Genomic DNA, 16,736 nt, shown 5'->3' with positions numbered 1-16,736 from the left:
CCGCAGTCTTCTGTCGCATGGTGACGTAACGCCTGTAGTGGCACGCGGGGACCGTACCTCCTGGTACGCCGGCCCCTACTCGTCTCCCGCGCGGCGCTGCGCTCCCGCCTCATGGGGACGTGTCCTCCTGAGCCGAGGCGAGCCGTGCTGCCCGCGTCTCCCCCGGACCGGTGTCCGGTGCGAACCACGGCAGGGCCGGGGGCGTACGCGAGGGGGACGGCGTACGGGGTTGCGCGTGTGCGGCGGTCGAGGCGCTCGGCCTGGGCACCCACACGGGAAGTCCGGGCATCCGCGGCCTCCGTCCCCTCCGTTCGGGGGTCTTGCGCCCCGGCCGCACCCGGTCCACCACGGCCATCCCCATCCGGAACAGCGCCGCCGGTACGACGAGGCAGAGCATCAGCCAGAAGAGGGTGACGCCCCAGGGGCGGCCCACGTTCCACGGTTGTTCGGCGAGGACCTTGCCGCCGTAGGTGAGGGAGACGGTGTAGTCGCCGTGGGCTCCGGCCGCGAGGTCCACGGGCAGGGTGATCCGGGCCTCACGGCCCGGCTGGATCGTGCCGCGCCACCGCTGCTCCTCCCACCGTGGCGCGAACACGCCGTGGGAGGTACCGACCTGGAAGACCGGGTTCTTGACCGGGGAGGTACCGACGTTGCCGACGGTGAAGACCAGTTCGCGGGCGGGCGGCGACCCGAACCAGGTCAACAGCCCGTCGCCGCCCTCCAGTCGACTGTCCGTCAGGAGCGAGAGCCGTCCACCCGTCGCCTCCCGCGGCAACGGCTCGACCGAGTGCCCGGCGACCTGGAAGACCGCGTCGGCCGCCGTCTTCGGGCCCGTGATGGTGGAGACGTGCACGACGCACGGACACGGCACCGGCGGCTCGGCCACCGGCAACTCCCGGCGGAAGTAGCCCTTTTCGTCGGCGGTGACGGCCCGTCCGTCGGCGTTGGCACAGGAGTCGGTGCCACCGGGCACGCCCCGCGACGGCGTGGACCGACCGCAGATCAGCACCATCAGAATCGCCTTCGGCCGCCAGCCACCACCGGTCACGGTGACCGAACCACCGGTCCCGGCCTGCGACTTCGACAACTTCACGGTCGGCTTGTCCGCGGCTTGCGCGTACCCGCCGCCGAAGGCCGCCCCGAGCACCACGAGGAGGGCGAGCACCACCGTGAACACCCTCATCGCCGAATACGCGGACGGGGCCGAGTGCGAAGTCGAAGTCGAAGGTGAGGCCAACGCCAACGCCGAGGCCGAGTGCAACGTTGAGGTCGAAGTCGAAGTCGAAGTCGAGTACGAAGTCGCGTACGACGCCGGGATCCGCCGCCTTCTGATCACGTTCCGGCTCCCGTCAGCGACGTACCGCCTGATTCCTGCGTGTCACCCACAGCACCCCCGCCGTTCCCGCGAGCAGCACCGTGCCGCCGAGCGTGCCGAGCGCGACCGCCGAATCCAGTGGCCCGGTCTGCGGCAGCTCACCGCCCGAGCCGCCCGTACCGCCCGTACCGCCCGAGCCGCCGGTGCCGGAACCCCCCGTACCGCCCGAGGCGCCCCCGCCCGCGGCGGTGACGTCGAGGGTCAGCGACGGGCCGGGGTCGTTCCCCGGTGTACAGGTCGTCACCGTGCCGAGGGCCTTGATGGTGAGCACACCCGCGGTGAAGTCGACCTTGCCGGTCTTCTTCGGGGTGTACGTGCCGCTCAGGTCATTGATCTTGATCGGCGTGTTGGCCGGAAGGGCCTCCTGGTTCGCCGGCCCGGTCACCGTGAGCGTCCCGTTGTCGGCCCCGCCCAGCTCGATCGTGGCGCTCGGCGTCATCGCGCCCTTGCCCAGTTCGACCGGGCTGGACGACACACCCTTCTGCCACGACATCGTGATCTTGTAGCCGTCGCCGCTCTCGACCCCCTTGATGTCGATCGGCGACACCGCGGACTTGTCCCCGATCGGCGTCTTGCAGTTGTACTCCACGTCCACGACCTCGGCATGGGCCACCGGGGCGGCCATCAGCACCGCCGAGCCGGCCAGGGCCGCGAGGGAGGCGAGCGCGGCGGCTCGTTTCTGGTATGTCCGGTACGGCACCTCGGCACCCCACATTCTGACGGAACATCAGATCGGCGGCTCAAGGTACGCCGGGGCCCGTGGAGAGGGAAGACACGCGCAGGTGTCGGATGGATGACGGCAGGGCGCGCCCCGGCTTTTCGCTGTGCGGGACGCGGGGAACCGCGAGATCGGCCACGACCGCCCCGCGACCCGGAAACGGCCGACCGCGCTACGGCTGTTCTCAACTCACCCGGTGGGGCGCCTACGCAGGTGCCCCCAACTCGGCCCACACCGTCTTCCCGGCCGCCCCGGGAGCCCGCACGACCCCCCAGTCCAGACAGAGCCGCTGCACGATGAACATCCCGTGCCCACCCGGCCGCCCGGCCCGGTGCGGCGTCCGCGGCGCCGGATTTCCCGCCCCCCGGTCGGAGACCTCGATCCGCAGCACCTTGTTGTCGCACCCGATCCGCAACTCGGCCGGGCCCTCCGCATGGAGACACGCGTTGGTGACCAGCTCGGACACGACCAGCAGCACGTCCTCCGCCGCCGCCCGCTGATCCGCGGTCGCGGACGGCAGCCACCCCCACGCGTACAGCGCCTGGCGGGTGAAGTCACGGGCGAGCGGCACCACCCCGCTCTCGCCCTCGAAGCTGAGCCGACGGGACTGACGACTCTCGGCGGGGACCGGGGGCGGGTCCCCGCCGGACGTCCCGGAAGCGCCGCCGGCACCCGGTTCCGGGCCGCGGTCGCCCGGCGAGAAAGGCCGGGTGGTGCTCATCAGCGCTTCACCTCACCGATTCACCGGTTCACGATTCAGGACTCGTCTGGGGTGCGGGACGAACGCCCGCGGTACATGCCGTCTTCTGCTGTCATCCGTTGCGCCATCCGTCTTTCCGTCGCACTTCGTCGTACTGCCGGGCCACCGCCGAACCACCGCCGTACGCGCCGCCGCCCGTCCACGCCCCGTCACCGAGCCGTTTCCGAACCCGCCGCCGACCCGTTCGCCGACACGTTCAGGATGTCTCCTGCCCGAGCGAACCGTCAGAACACCCGCGTTTTCGGCACAGAACCTGTGACGCGAACAACCCGCCGGTCGGGATGGGGCACCCGGGGTCGGCCTCGAAGGCGGAGGCGATCGGTCCGACGGCTCCGACCGGGCCGACGGCACCCCTCGGCGGGGGCCACGGCCGGGCGGGTCCGGGCCTAGTCGCCCAGGGCCGCGTCGAGGCTGTCGTGGACGGTGAACACCGCGTCCGCCCCGGTGATCTCGAAGACCCGCGCCACCGCCGGGAGCATGCCCGCCAGATGGACGCCGCCGCCCGCCGACTCCGCCCCGAGCCGGACGCCCAGCAGGACGTTCAGCCCGGTGGAGTCACAGAACTCCAGACGGGAACAGTCCACCACCAGACGTGAGAACCCCTTTTCCAGGCAGCTCTCGAGTGGCTCACGCAACAGATCGGCGGTGTGGTGATCGAGCTCACCCGCCGGGGTCACCACGGCGCTGGAGCCCTCTTCCCGCACCTCGACCCGTAGTCGGCCCGACTGTGCGCTGCCGACCGTCCCACGGTCCATGCCGTCTCTCTCCCGACCGTCGTGACTGCTGACTCGCCCTCGAACACTACGCCTTCTCCACAATCCCCGACACCTGAACAATCCCTCGAAAAGGGATATTTCGGCACAGGACGCACTTGCGACGACGTCGCGAAACCGGGTAGGGCTAGTAGTGACACCAATCGACACGGCCGGCTTTGGAGGCGCCGCACACCGCAGTGCACGTATTGGCATCGGCGGCCATATGCCGAGAACGATGGAGGACATCATGTCACCCCGGCTCGACGCATCGCATACCCAGAGGGCGACGTCGGCATCCGCCCCGGAAGAGACGCAGGACGAAGTCGCCCACGATCCGGGCGACGGACTCGCCGACCTGCCGGAGATCCCCCCGTTCGACGAGGTGGGGCCGGTGGACGCACGGGCGCTGTCCAAGACCCTCTTCGAGCGGCTGGAGTCCCTCGAGGAAGGCACGTACGAGTACTCGTACGTCCGCAACACCCTGGTCGAACTCAATCTGGCTCTGGTGAAGTTCGCCGCCTCCCGGTTCCGCTCGCGCAGCGAACCCATGGAGGACATCATCCAGGTCGGCACGATCGGGCTGATCAAGGCGATCGACCGCTTCGAACTGAGCCGGGGCGTCGAGTTCCCCACTTTCGCCATGCCGACCATCGTCGGCGAGATCAAGCGTTTCTTCCGCGACACGAGCTGGTCCGTGCGTGTACCGCGCAGACTTCAGGAACTCCGGCTCGACCTGGCCAAGGCCGGTGACGAGCTGGCCCAGAGGCTCGATCGCGCTCCTACGGTGGGAGAGCTGGCGGAGCGCCTCGGGCTGACGAACGACGAGGTCGTCGAGGGCATGGCGGCGTCGAACGCGTACACCGCGTCGTCGCTGGACGCCCAGCCCGAGGAGGACGACTCCGAGGGCGCGCTGGCGGACCGGATCGGCTATGAGGACCATGGGCTCGAAGGCATCGAGTACGTCGAGTCCCTGAAGCCGCTGATCGCCGGGCTGCCGCCGCGCGACCGGCAGATCCTGTCCCTGCGGTTCGTGGCCAATATGACGCAGTCCGAGATCGGGGACGAACTGGGCATCTCCCAGATGCACGTCTCCCGGCTGCTGTCCCGCACGCTGGTGCGGCTGCGCAAGGGGCTGACGCTGGAGGAGTGAGTGCGGGCCGGCGCCGAGCCATCGGTGACGGCGCCGTCGACCGTGACAGAAGGCGGCCGGGTGCGGCAGGAGTTGCGACACTCCTCCCGTACCCGGCCGAACTGTTCCCGGCCTGCTCTTTGTCACACCCCCTTACCGCAAGAAACCCCTTCCCTCCGGTTCACCTTCCGTCACTATGGTCACGCGCCAGACTGTTCGGTGTCCCAGAAGCCGACTGGCGGACACGGGGGTGCGAGGAGGCACGAGGATGACTCGGGCTCGGGACGAGCGCCCCGGCGACGAAGACAGCCATGAGAACCAGCAGGACACCGACGCGCCGGGCGCACGCCCCGACGACGGGTCCGAGCACCGGCACGCGGCCGCGTCCGACGCGCGGCTCACCGCGCTGTTGCGCACCGACTCGCCGACCGCGTACACGGCCCTGCGCGAGCTGCGCGATCGCCACCACCTGCCGGTCCTCGCCTACGCCCGGCTGTGCGCCGCGAGCGAGTCCTCGGCACGGGAGCTGGCGACGCAGGCGTTCACGATCGCCACCCGGGAGACCGCGCGCGGCACCGAGCCGGCCGTCCCCTGGCGCCACCAACTGCTCCTGCTGACCGTCCGGGTGGCCGCCACCTGGACCACGGACGAACACACGACCGGCCTCGCCCCCGCCCTGCGCCCCGTGCTGGACGCGGCGGGCCCCGACGGCCCCGTCCCACCGCTGCTCGCGGCGTTCCAGCTCCTGCCGCCCCGCCCCCAGGGCCTCATCTGGTACGGCGTCGTGGAGCGGGAACCGGACGACCGTACGGCTGTACTGCTCGGCCTCACCCCCGACGACGTGACGTACAAGCGGGAGTCCGCACTCCAAGCCCTGCGCCAGGCCTGTCTCCAAGTGCGCCTCGCCGCCTCCGACGACCCGCGCTGCCAGGACTTCCGCCGGCTGATCGAGGAGTCCGTACGGCCGGACACCCCCCGCCACAGCCCCGACCTGCACGCTCACATGGAGTACTGCGCGTACTGCGCCGGCGCGTACGAGGAGCTGTGCGCCCTGCGCGACAGCCCGCGCGCGACGCTCGCGGAGGGGCTGCTGCCTTGGGGTGGTACGGCGTATACGCGGAGCGGGGTGCGGGGTGGTGCGGGCGCGCGGAGCGGTGCGGGCGCGCGTGGCGAGGGTTGGCCGGGCGCCGGAGTGGAGGCCGCGGAGGATTTCGCGGAGCCGGAGGCCGGGACGGGAACGGGGAACAGGACGGGAACGGGGGCCGGGGCAGGCTCCGGAGCGGGCGGTCGGGCGGGAGCGGCGGCTGCGGCCGCCGCTGCGGCGGAGGTGTGGCCGGAATCCGGCCTCGGCGTCGGCTCGGGCACCGGATCCGGTCCGGGCTTCGGCTTCGGTTCCGACGCCGGCATCGGCTTCGGTTCCGACGCCGGTGGCGGGGATCGCGCGGTGGACGGGGTGGGGGCGGAGGCCCAGAGCGGTGCGTGGGCCGGGGCAGAGGCGTGGGCAGGGACCGGCGCCGCCGCACAGGCCGGTGCGGCGACCGGTACTGAGGCCGACATGGCAGCCGCGGCCGGGAACACGGACGGAGCAGGGACAGCGGCCGGAGCCTGGGCGGCAGGGGCTGACAGCGGTGCCGGGGCTGAGGCAGGGGCCGAGGCGGGGGCGGCGAAGGGCGGTTGGTCGTCGTCCCGTCGGATCGTGCTGACCTCGATGGCCCTCGGAGTGGCGCTGGCGCCGCTGCTGGCGTTCCTGGTGTTCTCGGGCACGGTCGGCTCGTCGTCCGACGACGCGGCGGATTCCGTCGCTACGCCCGCGACTCCACCTGCGGGCGCTGTGACCCCGACGGTCCCGGCGAGCCCGACGCCGTCCCCGACCCCTTCGGCCACCGCGAGACCCTCGAAGCCCCCGGAGAAGGAGAAGCCGACGACGAGCCCGAATCCGAGTCCGTCGAAGTCCGGCCCGCCGACGCCGTCGTTGCCGTACGGGCCGCCGCTGAACGGTGCCTACGCCCAGGTCGTGAACATCGCCTCGGGGTTGTGCCTGGACATCCGGGGTGAGCTGGCGAAGGGCACCGACGTCGTCACGGCCACCTGCTCCTCCCGCTCCACCCAGCGCTGGCGCCTCGACTCCGAGCGGAACGCCCTCCAGTCGTTCGCCGACCCCGACCTGTGCCTCGACAGCAGGGGCGCGACCGACCACGGTGTGGGCGTCTGGGAGTGCGACTCGCTCGACGGGGACAAAGGCGACAACCTCAGGTTCGAGGTCGACTCCCGGGGAGTGATCCGTCCGGCGATCGCGCCGGGGCACGCCGTGACCCCGGACGCGCTCGGCTCCGTCGCCCTCACCGAGGTGTCGGGGCGCGACGGCCAACGATGGCGGGCGGGGGCCGGACCCGCCCACACCTGAGGCCGGTCAGACCACCCGAACGCCCCTGCGCCACACGCCCGTGACCAGGGGTACTCCCGGCCGGTAGGCGAGGTGGACGTGGCTGGGCGCGTCCAGCAGCGCGAGATCGGCGTACGCGCCCGGCGTGAGCCGGCCGACGTCGTCGCGGCGAAGCGCCCGCGCGCCCCCCGCCGTGGCCGACCAGACCGCCTCGTCCGGCGTCATCCCCATGTCCCGTACGGCGAGCGCGACGCAGAAGGGAACGGACGACGTGAACGACGACCCCGGGTTGCAGTCCGTCGAGAGGGCCACGGTGACGCCCGCGTCCAGGAGACGGCGGGCGTCCGGCCACTGGGCGCGGGTGGAGAACTCGGCGCCGGGAAGCAGGGTGGCGACCGTCCGGCTGTTCGCGAGGGCGTCCACGTCGGCGTCGGTGAGGTGCGTGCAGTGGTCCGCGCTCGCCGCGTCCAGTTCCACGGCCAGCCGGACGCCGGGGCCGTACGAGAGCTGGTTGGCGTGGATGCGCGGGTGCAGGCCCTTGGCCCTGCCCGCCGTGAGGATCGCGCGGGCCTGGTCGCCGTCGAAGGCGCCCTTCTCGCAGAAGACGTCGATCCAACGGGCGTACGGGGCGCAGGCGTCGAGCATCTCGCCGGTGACGAGGGCGACGTAGGCGGCGGGGTCCTCGGCGTGGTCGGGGGACACGATGTGGGCGCCGAGGTAGGTGACCTCGTCGGTGTGGGCGGCGGCGATGCGCAGCGCCCGCGCCTCGTCCTCGACGGTCAGGCCGTAGCCGGACTTCGTCTCGAAGGTGGTGGTGCCCTGGCGGAGTGCCTCGCGGAGGTAACGGGTGAGGTTGGCCTCCAGTTCTCCGTCGGTGGCGGCGCGGGTGGCGGCGACGGTCGTGCGGATGCCGCCCGCGCTGTAGGCCCGGCCGGACATGCGGGCGTTGAACTCGGCGGTCCGGTCGCCTGCGAAGACGAGGTGGGAGTGGGAGTCCACGAAGCCCGGGATCACCGCCCGCCCACCGGCGTCGACCCGATTGTCAGTGGCGGGTGCTTTTCTTTGATCACCGGTCCACGCGATGCGTTCACCGTCGATGACGACGGCCGCGTCCTGGATCAGTCCGAGGGGGGATCTGTCGCCGAGGGAGGGGTCGTTGGTGACCAGGGCAGCGATGTTGGTGATGAGTGTGCTCGCGGTGCTCGCTGAGTCGGCGGGGCTGACGGTCGTCGGGCTGCTCATGGCGTCCTTGGTGGCCTGGTCGGCGGTGGGGTCGGGGTCGGGGGATGCTGCCGGATCGGGGGCCGGCGGTGTGGGCGGGCGGACGGGGGTCATCCGCGCAGTGCTTCGACGGCGTCCGCGAGGGCTTTCGGCACATCCGGTACGAGCGCGTGCGCCCCGTCCCGTACGACGTGCCGACCTCCCACGACCGTGTGCGACACGTCCGCTGCCGACGCGGCGAATACCGCCGTCTCCGCGCCGAGCCGTGGAAGCGGCCCCGCTGTCCTGACCGAGTCGAGCGCGATCGTGGTGAAGTCGGCGAGCGCGCCCGTCTCCAGGGCACCGGCGTCGTCCCAGCCGATCGCCGCGTGGCCGTCGGCCGAGGCCGCCCGCAGGAGGGCCACCGCCGTCCAGTGACCGCGCGTACGGGTGCGCAGCCGCTCGTTCAGCTCCATCGCGCGCGCCTCTTCGAGCAGGTCGATGACGGCGTGGCTGTCGGAGCCGAGGGAGAGCGGGGAGCCCGCCCGTTGCAGGGCGACAGCCGGTCCGATGCCGTCCGCGAGGTCCCGTTCGGTCGTGGGGCACATGCAGGTGCCGGTGCCGCTGCCGCCGATCAGGGCGATGTCCTCGTCGGTGAGGTGGGTGTTGTGGACGCCGGTCGTGCGGGGGCCCAGGACACCGTGGTCGGCGAGGAGCCGGGCGGGGGTGCGGCCGTGTGCCTCGTGGCAGGCGTCGTTCTCCGCCGTCTGCTCCGACAGGTGCACATGCAGCGGGGCCCGCCGCTCCTCGGCCCACCTCGCCACGGTCGCCAACTGTCCGGCCGGCACGGCCCGTACGGAGTGGACGGCCGCACCGATCCGCGCGTGATCCCGGTCCTTGAGAACTGAACAGCGTTCCGCCCAGGCCTCCGCCGTGTCGTCGGAGAAGCGGAGCTGGTGGTGGTCGGGCGCCTTGCCGAAGCCGGCGGAGAGGTAGACCGTGTCGAGGAGGGTGATCCGGATGCCTGCCTCGGCGGCGGCCTCGATGAGCGCCTCCCCCATGGCGTTCGGATCGGCGTAGGGGGTGCCGCCGGGGGCATGGTGCACGTAGTGGAACTCGCCCACCGCCGTGATCCCGGCCAGTGCCATCTCCGCGTACACGGCCCGCGCGAGGGCGTGGTACGTGTCCGGGGTCAGCCGGTCCGCCACCCGGTACATGACCTCGCGCCAGGTCCAGAAGGTGCCCGAGCCGACCTGGACGGTGCCGCGCAGGGCGCGGTGGAAGGCGTGGCTGTGGGCGTTGGCGAGGCCGGGCAGGGTGAGGCCGCGCAGGACGACCGCGCCCGGGGGTGGGGTGGGCGTCTCGATGCGCACGGCGGTGATGCGGCCCGCTCGGGGGGTGCCCTCCGCGGCCACGGTCAGGGTCACACCCGGCTCCACATGGGTGCCGAACCAGGCGTGTTCGAGCCAGTAGGTCGTCTCCGTCACCTGCGGGCCAGCCCTTCCAGTACGTCGGCGAGCGCGGTCACCCCGGCCAGGCAGTCGTCCTCGGCGGCGTGCTCGGCCGGGGAGTGCGAGACGCCTGTCGGGTTGCGCACGAACAGCATGGCGGTCGGGACGGTCCCGGAGAGGATGCCGGCGTCGTGTCCGGCGCCGGTCCCGAGCACCGGCACCTTCAGACCCGCCGTGTCCCGGCCCAGGATGCGGGCGATCTCGTCCCGCAGCGCGTGCTCGAACTCGACGACGGGGGTGAAGGACTCCCGGACGACGTCGAGTGCGATGCCGTGCTCCTGGGCGAAGTCACGGGCCGCCTCCTCGATCGCGCCGACGACCGTGTCCAGGGTCGCCTGGTCCTCGGCTCGGGAGTCGAGCCAGCCGCGCACGAGGGAGGGGATGGCGTTGACGCCGTTCGGCTCGACGGAGATCTTGCCGAAGGTGGCCACCGCTCCGGCGAGCCGCGCCTCGCGCCGGGCCGCCAGCACGGTCTCCGCGTAGGACAGCATGGGGTCACGGCGGTCGACGAGCCGGGTCGTCCCGGCGTGGTTCGCCTCGCCCCGGAAGTCGAACCGCCACCGCCCGTGCGGCCAGATGGCGCTGGCGATCCCGACGGCGTTCCGGGACAGGTCCAGGGCCCGTCCCTGCTCGACATGCAGCTCGACGAACGCCCCGATCCGCGCGAGCCGTTCCGGATCGGGCCCGATGCCCTCCGGGTCGTACCCGGCGGCCTCCATCGCCCGGGGCAACGTGACCCCGTCGCCGTCGGTCAGCCGACCCGCCTGCTCGACTGTCAGCTGCCCGGCGGCCAGCCGTGACCCCACGCAGGCCAGCCCGAACCGCGCGCCTTCCTCATCACCGAAGTTCACGATCCCCAACGGCTTGTCGAACCGCGCTTCCCGGGCCCGCAGTTCGTCGAGCGCGGCGAAGGACGACACGACACCGAGGGGCCCGTCGAAGGCGCCGCCGTCGGGCACGGAGTCGAGATGCGATCCGGTGACCACGGCGTCCCCGGCGGCCGGATTCCCGAGCCAGGCCCACTGGTTGCCGTTCCGGTCGACCTCGTAGCCCAGCCCCCGGTCCCTGGCCTGCTCCTCGAACCAGGCCCGGCAGTCCGCGTCGGCGGCGGTCCAGGCGAACCGGCGGTATCCACCGGAGTCGGGGTGCCGCCCGATGGGCTCGAGCTCCCGCCACATCTCGTGGAAGGAGGCACCGCCGGAGACGGGCCCCGCGCCGCCACCACCCACCACGGGCCGGGTCCGGGTCACGCGTCGCCGCCCTCGCGCATCGGCACCCGTACGCCCCGGTCGTCGGCGACGGACTCCGCGATGTCGTAGCCGGCGTCGACGTGCCGGATCACACCCATCCCGGGGTCGTTGGTCAGTACACGCCGGAGCTTCTCCCCGCCGAGCTTCGTGCCGTCCGCCACGGTCACCTGACCGGCGTGGATCGACCGGCCCATGCCCACGCCACCACCGTGGTGCAGGGACACCCAGGACGCCCCGGACGCCACGTTGACCATCGCGTTCAGCAGCGGCCAGTCGGCGATCGCGTCGGAGCCGTCGAGCATGGCCTCGGTCTCACGGTAGGGGGAGGCGACGGAACCGGCGTCCAGGTGGTCGCGGCCGATCACCAACGGGGCCGCCAGCTCCCCGCTCGCCACCATGTCGTTGAACCGCTCGCCGGCCTTGTCCCGCTCGCCGTAGCCGAGCCAGCAGATGCGCGCGGGCAGGCCCTGGAAGTGGACGCGTTCCCCGGCCATCTTGATCCAGCGGTGGAGGGACTCGTTCTCGGGGAAGAGGTCGAGGATCGCCTTGTCGGTCTTGGCGATGTCGGCGGGATCGCCGGAGAGGGCCGCCCACCGGAAGGGGCCCTTGCCCTCGCAGAACAGCGGCCGGATGTAGGCGGGGACGAAGCCGGGGAAGGCGAACGCCCGCTCGTACCCGGCGAGCTGGGCCTCGCCGCGGATGGAGTTGCCGTAGTCGAAGACCTCGGTACCGGCGTCCAGGAACCCGACCATGGCCTCGACGTGCCGGGCCATCGACTCACGCGCGCGGGTGGTGAACCCGGCCGGGTCCTTCGCCGCGTACGACGCCATGTCGTCGAAGTCCACGCCCACCGGCAGATACGCCAGCGGATCGTGGGCGGAGGTCTGGTCGGTGACGATGTCGATGGGGGCGCCCATCGCGAGGAGCTGGGGGACGAGGTCGGCCGCGTTGCCGAGGACCCCGATGGAGAGGGGGCGGCGGGCGTCGCGCGCCTCCACAGCCAGCTGGAGGGCGTGGTCGAGCGAGTCGGCCTTCACGTCGAGGTAGCGGTGTTCGATACGACGCTCGATCGCGCGCGGGTCGCAGTCGATGCAGATCGCGACGCCGTCGTTCATGGTCACGGCGAGGGGCTGGGCGCCGCCCATGCCGCCGAGACCGGCGGTGAGGGTGATCGTCCCGGCGAGGGTGCCGTCGAACTTCTTGGCGGCCACGGCGGCGAAGGTCTCGTAGGTGCCCTGGAGGATGCCCTGGGTGCCGATGTAGATCCAGGAGCCGGCGGTCATCTGGCCGTACATGGTCAGCCCGAGCTGTTCCAGCCGGCGGAACTCCTCCCAGTTGGCCCAGTCGCCGACGAGGTTGGAGTTGGCGATGAGGACGCGGGGTGCCCACTCGTGGGTCTGCATGACACCGACGGGGCGGCCCGACTGGACGAGCATGGTCTCGTCCTGCTTGAGGGTCCGCAGGGTGCGGACCATGGCGTCGAAGGAGCGCCAGTCACGGGCGGCCTTGCCCGTGCCGCCGTAGACGACGAGCTTGTCGGGGTGCTCGGCGACCTCGGGGTCGAGGTTGTTCTGCAGCATGCGCAGGGCGGCTTCCTGCTGCCAGCCCAGGGTGCTGAGTTCCGTACCGCGCGGCGCTCGAACGGGGCGGGGTCCTGACACGGTCTGCCTCCTCGTTTTACAGCAACTATTCACATCCTGACTTGATGAATAGAACTAGTCAATACGGCGGTAGGGCCAGCGACCGCACGCCGTGGATGTTTGGCTGGACACAGTGGCCCCATGGGCTCGGACGACTGCGCGACAGCGGGGGAAGAGAGGGAGACGTGACGAACGGGACCGTGGGAGACGGTCCGGCCGGGGGCCGGGCCCACCCGCAGGACGAGGAGGACAGCGAGCGCACGCTGCGGCTGTTCGACACCGACGGTGAGCGGGCCACCCGGCGGGACGAGGCCGTGCGGGCGGCGGTGGAGCAGGGACTGCTCGGCCCCGGCACCCCGGTCGTCGCGCTCCTCGACGTGACCGGGATCCGGGCCTCGGCGGGGGCGCTGCGAAGGGCGTTCGACGCGGTGACGGCGCCCGGGACACCCGTGCTGCACGCGTTCGCGGTGAAGGCGACGCCGCTCGTGCCCGTCCTGCGGCTGCTGCGCGAGGCGGGGATCGGCGCGGAGGTGGCGAGCGCCGGGGAGCTGGCCCTGGCGCGGGCGGCCGGGGTGTCGCCGAAGCACACCGTGCTGGACTCTCCCGCCAAGACCTTGGCCGAGCTGCGGGAGGCGCTGGCGCTGGGCATCGCGGTCAACGCGGACAATCCGCAGGAGCTGGACCGCGTCGACGCGCTCGTCCGGTCGGCCACCACCCGCTCCCCTCTCGGCATCCGGGTGAACCCGCAGGTCGGCGCCGGCGCGATCGACGCGCTGTCCACGGCGACGGCCACGTCGAAGTTCGGGGTGGCGCTCCGCGACGAGGGCGCCCGGGAGTGGGTCGTACGGGCGTATCTGGACCGCCCCTGGCTGAGCCGGCTGCACGCGCACACCGGGTCGCAGGGGATGCCGCTGTCGCTGATGACACGGGGGATCACCGAGACGTACGAGCTGGCGGAGGAGATCAACCGGCGGATCGGGCGGCGGCAGATCGACACGATCGACATCGGTGGCGGGCTGCCGGTGAACTTCGCCTCGGAGGCGGCGACACCGACGTACGAGCAGTACGCACGGCTGCTGGCGGAGGCGGTGCCGGGGCTGTTCGACGGGCGGTACGGGCTGGTGACCGAGTTCGGGAGGTCGCTGCTCGCGAAGCACGGGACGATCGTCGCCCGCGTGGAGTACACGAAGAGCGCGGGCGGGCGGGCCATCGCGGTCACCCATGCCGGGGTGCAGGTGGCGACGCGGACGGTGTACGTGCCGGGGGCGTGGCCGTTGCGGATCGCGGCGTACGACGGGAAGGGCCGGGTGAAGAGCGGGCCCGTGGTGGTGCAGGACGTGGCGGGGCCCGCCTGTTTCGCGGGGGACCTGCTGGCGCAGGGGCGGGCGCTGCCGCTTCTGGAGCCGGGTGATCATGCCGCCGCGCTGGACACCGGGGCGTACTACTTCGCGCACCACTACGCGTACAACTCCCTGCCGCGGCCCGGGATCTACGGGTACGCGCCCGGGGAGCGGGGAACGCGGTTCGCGGTGGTGCGGCGGGCGCAGAGCGTGGAGGAGATCGTGGCCGAGGCGGGGGGAGTGGAGAGGTCGGGGCTGCTGGGGCTCTGACCGTCGCCTTCGAGTTCGGGCGGGAACCGTGGTGGGGCTGCTGCGGGTTGGCTGCCGCTGATCGCGCGGTTCCCCACGCCCCCGAAGGACTTGGCGGCGCCCGGCAGGAGCAACCGCTCCCCAACCTGCGCCCCTCACGCCCCCCAGAATGATTGACGCCCGGCGCCTCGCCCGCGCCCGGTATGCGGTTCGGCCGCATAGGCCCACCTCAGCGCACCGGCGTGCCTCCCGGGTCTCAACAGCGGTGAAAACCAGGCAAGTCGACCTACCTTAGTCGCCTGTCCGCATGTTCCGCTGGAAAATGCCAGATCGCTCACCCCTCGCGCACACGTTGCGTAGCGTCTGCGTCACTCAGCCGAACCGCAGGCAGGAGGGGGAGCCACGGTGCCCGGAATCGACGAGTGTCTGGTGGAGGCCATGAGGCTGCCCGGTGCCCTGGGCGCCGCGGTGGTCGACTGGACCAGCGGACTGGCGCTGGGCACGGTCGGGGAGGCCCCCGGCGGTGACCACGAGACGACCGCGGCGGAGGCGGCGGAACTGGCGCGGCTCGCGGCGGAACACCGGGCGTTCGCGCCGGAGGAGGGTTCCGACTGGTCCGGGGCGGATCTGCCGGTCGAGGACCTGATCGTCAGCAACCGGGACACGTACCACGTGCTGCGGTTCGTGCGGACGACGTTCGACAGCAGTGTGTTCCTGCATCTGTGGCTGGCCCGTTCGGACGGCAACCTCGCGCTGGCCCGGATCCGGCTCGGAGAGATGGCGGGACGGCTGGTGCTGGCATGAGCGTGATCACCACACCGGCGCCTCCGCTGCCCGTGCGCGGTGAGCACTTCCGGCAGGCCGTCTCCCCGATGCTGAGCCGGCTCGCCGCCGAGCGGGCCACCGGCGTACTGCTGCGCGAGAGCGGTTCGCTGTATCTGTCCGAGGGCGAGGTCGTGCACGCCGAGAGCCCCCGGTCACCGGGCCTGGACGTGCTGCTCACCACCGGCGGCATGCTGGACGCCGACGGCTGGCGGGAAGCGGTCGACACGGCCGGGGCCGGGCTGCGGGTCGGGCGGTTCCTCGTGGACAGCGGCCGGGTCGCCCGGGGCGCGCTGGAGCTGTGCCACGCGGGGGCGCTCTTCGACGCGGCGTACTTCGTCCTCGGCCCGAGCAGCGCGCCGGCCAGCTTCCGTTACGGGGCCGCGCACTGGCTGGGACCGATCCGCCCGGTGCCGGTGGCCACGGTGGAGCGTGAGGCCCGGCGCCGCCGCGACCTGCTGCACCGCATCTGGCCCGACCCGGCGACGGACGACGCCCCCCTGGTCAGGGCCCGCGGCCTGGACGGCCCGCCGGTCCCGGCCCGCCAGGGAGCCGTACTCGGCCAGGTGGACGGCGTCCGCACGGCCGCCGAGATCTCCCTGACCCTGGGGCGCCCGGCTTTCCACACCCTCGTGGACGTACGGCGGCTGACGGCCGCGGGCCTCATATCCGCGACCCGGCGCAGCCCGGCGAGAACACCACCGATTCCGACCGGCCCGGCCCCTGTCCCACCCGCACGCCAGGGGCCCGCCCCTGTCACCCACCCGGGCCACGACCCGTCGGCCGATCCGCCCCACCCCCCGTCGGCCCACCCCCCGTCGGCCGACCCGGACCGCGACGCGGCTGCCGGACCCGCGGCGGGCGGCGAGGTGACACCCCCCGCCCCACCTTGGCCACTCATCACCACAGACCCCGACGTGGCTCTACTGCAAAGGCTCAGGGATGCGCTGGAGGCCCTTTGAGCGGCAGCGGGAGCGTCCCGCCGAGAGGAGACTGCTCATGGCCGCGGAGGCCGAAGTCCTCGACGAACTGCACCGGTTGAGGGCCCGTGTACCCCAGTTGACCGGCGTGCTCGCGGCCAGTGTGGACGGGCTGGTCCTCGCCCACGACACCCCCGGCGTGGAACCGGAGGGCCTGGCGGCACTCACCGCCGCCGCGCTCGGCGTCGCCGTACGGATGGCGGACACCGCCGGCCGGGGCGAACTCCGCGAACTGCTGCTGCGCGGCGACCACGGCTATGTGGCGACGTACGCGGCGGGCTCCTCCGCCGTGCTGACGCTGCTGGCCCAGGACCGGGTCAACGTGGGCCGGCTGCACCTGGAGGGCCGCCGCGCCGGCGGCCGGATCGGTGAGCTGATGGACGCCCTGCCCCGGCCGGACGACACGGCCGCGGCCAACGCCCGGTCGGCCGCCAGGAGCCCGGCCCGGTCGGTGGCGAAGACCGCGAGCGCGGCCACGACCGCCGCCTCGGCCCAGACACCGGCCAAGGCCACGGTCAGGTCGACCATGCCCCGCCGGACCCCCCGCGCCACCACCCCACGCCCCACCCCCCGAACCGCTCCTCGAACCACTCCCAACGCACCTACCACCAATGAGAGTTGAAA

The 16,736-nt window shown here is 72.5% G+C and carries 14 protein-coding genes; 6 read left to right on the top strand and 8 right to left on the bottom strand.

Annotated elements, in window-relative coordinates; all coding sequences use genetic code 11:
• Nucleotides 1-109 precede the first annotated feature (109 nt).
• From OG622_RS30200 to OG622_RS30185, 4 genes are all read right to left on the bottom strand, one after another.
• A complete protein-coding gene (locus OG622_RS30200; RefSeq protein WP_371579775.1) occupies nucleotides 110-1,183 on the bottom strand; it encodes a hypothetical protein in 1,074 nt (357 codons plus the stop codon).
• Nucleotides 1,184-1,349: 166 nt separating this feature from the next.
• Nucleotides 1,350-2,090, bottom strand: coding sequence for an LPXTG cell wall anchor domain-containing protein (locus tag OG622_RS30195; RefSeq protein WP_371579774.1), 741 nt, complete (start codon nucleotides 2,088-2,090; stop codon nucleotides 1,350-1,352).
• 208 nt (nucleotides 2,091-2,298) lie between these two features.
• Complete coding sequence (locus OG622_RS30190; RefSeq protein WP_371579773.1) at nucleotides 2,299-2,814, bottom strand: ATP-binding protein; 516 nt, start codon at nucleotides 2,812-2,814, stop codon at nucleotides 2,299-2,301.
• Nucleotides 2,815-3,239: 425 nt separating this feature from the next.
• On the bottom strand, nucleotides 3,240-3,608 hold the full coding sequence (locus tag OG622_RS30185; RefSeq protein ID WP_371579772.1) for an STAS domain-containing protein: 369 nt from the start codon (nucleotides 3,606-3,608) through the stop codon (nucleotides 3,240-3,242).
• Between the two features lie 235 nt (nucleotides 3,609-3,843).
• On the opposite strand from OG622_RS30185, the gene OG622_RS30180 reads away from it, so the two are divergent.
• Entirely contained in the window at nucleotides 3,844-4,758 is a 915-nt protein-coding gene (locus OG622_RS30180; protein WP_371579771.1) for an RNA polymerase sigma factor SigF, read from the top strand.
• Between the two features lie 247 nt (nucleotides 4,759-5,005).
• Nucleotides 5,006-7,141: a ricin-type beta-trefoil lectin domain protein gene (locus OG622_RS30175; protein WP_371579770.1), complete on the top strand. Its 2,136-nt coding sequence runs from the start codon at nucleotides 5,006-5,008 to the stop codon at nucleotides 7,139-7,141.
• 6 nt (nucleotides 7,142-7,147) lie between these two features.
• On the opposite strand, the gene hutI is transcribed toward OG622_RS30175, so the two are convergent.
• The 4 genes from hutI to hutU all read right to left on the bottom strand — a co-directional run bounded on the left by hutI (nucleotide 7,148) and on the right by hutU (nucleotide 12,742).
• Nucleotides 7,148-8,455, bottom strand: a complete 1,308-nt coding sequence (hutI, locus tag OG622_RS30170; RefSeq protein WP_371579769.1) for an imidazolonepropionase — start codon at nucleotides 8,453-8,455, stop codon at nucleotides 7,148-7,150.
• A complete protein-coding gene (locus OG622_RS30165; protein ID WP_371579768.1) occupies nucleotides 8,452-9,807 on the bottom strand; it encodes a formimidoylglutamate deiminase in 1,356 nt (451 codons plus the stop codon). The genes hutI and OG622_RS30165 overlap by 4 nt, the downstream gene beginning before the upstream one ends.
• Entirely contained in the window at nucleotides 9,804-11,009 is a 1,206-nt protein-coding gene (locus tag OG622_RS30160) for an allantoate amidohydrolase (RefSeq protein WP_371584267.1), read from the bottom strand. Before OG622_RS30160 ends, OG622_RS30165 begins: the two co-directional genes overlap by 4 nt.
• A gap of 68 nt (nucleotides 11,010-11,077) precedes the next feature.
• Complete coding sequence (hutU, locus tag OG622_RS30155) at nucleotides 11,078-12,742, bottom strand: urocanate hydratase (RefSeq protein ID WP_371579767.1); 1,665 nt, start codon at nucleotides 12,740-12,742, stop codon at nucleotides 11,078-11,080.
• 242 nt (nucleotides 12,743-12,984) lie between these two features.
• Here hutU and OG622_RS30150 point away from each other — a divergent pair, with 242 nt between their 5' ends.
• The 4 genes from OG622_RS30150 to OG622_RS30135 all read left to right on the top strand — a co-directional run bounded on the left by OG622_RS30150 (nucleotide 12,985) and on the right by OG622_RS30135 (nucleotide 16,734).
• Complete coding sequence (locus tag OG622_RS30150; protein WP_371584266.1) at nucleotides 12,985-14,331, top strand: diaminopimelate decarboxylase; 1,347 nt, start codon at nucleotides 12,985-12,987, stop codon at nucleotides 14,329-14,331.
• A 384-nt stretch (nucleotides 14,332-14,715) separates the two neighbouring features.
• The gene (locus OG622_RS30145; RefSeq protein ID WP_037692967.1) at nucleotides 14,716-15,114 is read left to right on the top strand and encodes a hypothetical protein; all 399 of its coding nucleotides are present in this window, start codon (nucleotides 14,716-14,718) and stop codon (nucleotides 15,112-15,114) included.
• Nucleotides 15,111-16,094, top strand: coding sequence for a hypothetical protein (locus OG622_RS30140; RefSeq protein WP_371579766.1), 984 nt, complete (start codon nucleotides 15,111-15,113; stop codon nucleotides 16,092-16,094). The genes OG622_RS30145 and OG622_RS30140 overlap by 4 nt, the downstream gene beginning before the upstream one ends.
• A gap of 37 nt (nucleotides 16,095-16,131) precedes the next feature.
• Nucleotides 16,132-16,734 carry a roadblock/LC7 domain-containing protein gene (locus OG622_RS30135; RefSeq protein WP_371579765.1) on the top strand — a complete coding sequence of 201 codons (603 nt, stop codon included), beginning with the start codon at nucleotides 16,132-16,134 and terminating at the stop codon, nucleotides 16,732-16,734.
• Nucleotides 16,735-16,736 lie beyond the last annotated feature (2 nt).

It is taken from the genome of Streptomyces sp. NBC_01314, from assembly GCF_041435215.1.
Classification (GTDB): domain Bacteria; phylum Actinomycetota; class Actinomycetes; order Streptomycetales; family Streptomycetaceae; genus Streptomyces.
Note: the sequence above shows the minus strand (reverse complement) of the source record. Positions and strands in the feature narration are given on the sequence as shown.

Bases quoted from the DNA above. Each gene is read 5' to 3' on its own strand.
- OG622_RS30200 (WP_371579775.1), bottom strand. From the start codon at position 1,183: ATGAGGGTGTTCACGGTGGTGCTCGCCCTCCTCGTGGTGCTCGGGGCG.
- OG622_RS30195 (WP_371579774.1), bottom strand. From the start codon at position 2,090: ATGTGGGGTGCCGAGGTGCCGTACCGGACATACCAGAAACGAGCCGCC.
- OG622_RS30190 (WP_371579773.1), bottom strand. From the start codon at position 2,814: ATGAGCACCACCCGGCCTTTCTCGCCGGGCGACCGCGGCCCGGAACCG.
- OG622_RS30185 (WP_371579772.1), bottom strand. From the start codon at position 3,608: ATGGACCGTGGGACGGTCGGCAGCGCACAGTCGGGCCGACTACGGGTC.
- OG622_RS30180 (WP_371579771.1), top strand. From the start codon at position 3,844: ATGGAGGACATCATGTCACCCCGGCTCGACGCATCGCATACCCAGAGG.
- OG622_RS30175 (WP_371579770.1), top strand. From the start codon at position 5,006: ATGACTCGGGCTCGGGACGAGCGCCCCGGCGACGAAGACAGCCATGAG.
- hutI (WP_371579769.1), bottom strand. From the start codon at position 8,455: ATGACCCCCGTCCGCCCGCCCACACCGCCGGCCCCCGATCCGGCAGCA.
- OG622_RS30160 (WP_371584267.1), bottom strand. From the start codon at position 11,009: ATGTGGCGGGAGCTCGAGCCCATCGGGCGGCACCCCGACTCCGGTGGA.
- OG622_RS30140 (WP_371579766.1), top strand. From the start codon at position 15,111: ATGAGCGTGATCACCACACCGGCGCCTCCGCTGCCCGTGCGCGGTGAG.
- OG622_RS30135 (WP_371579765.1), top strand. From the start codon at position 16,132: ATGGCCGCGGAGGCCGAAGTCCTCGACGAACTGCACCGGTTGAGGGCC.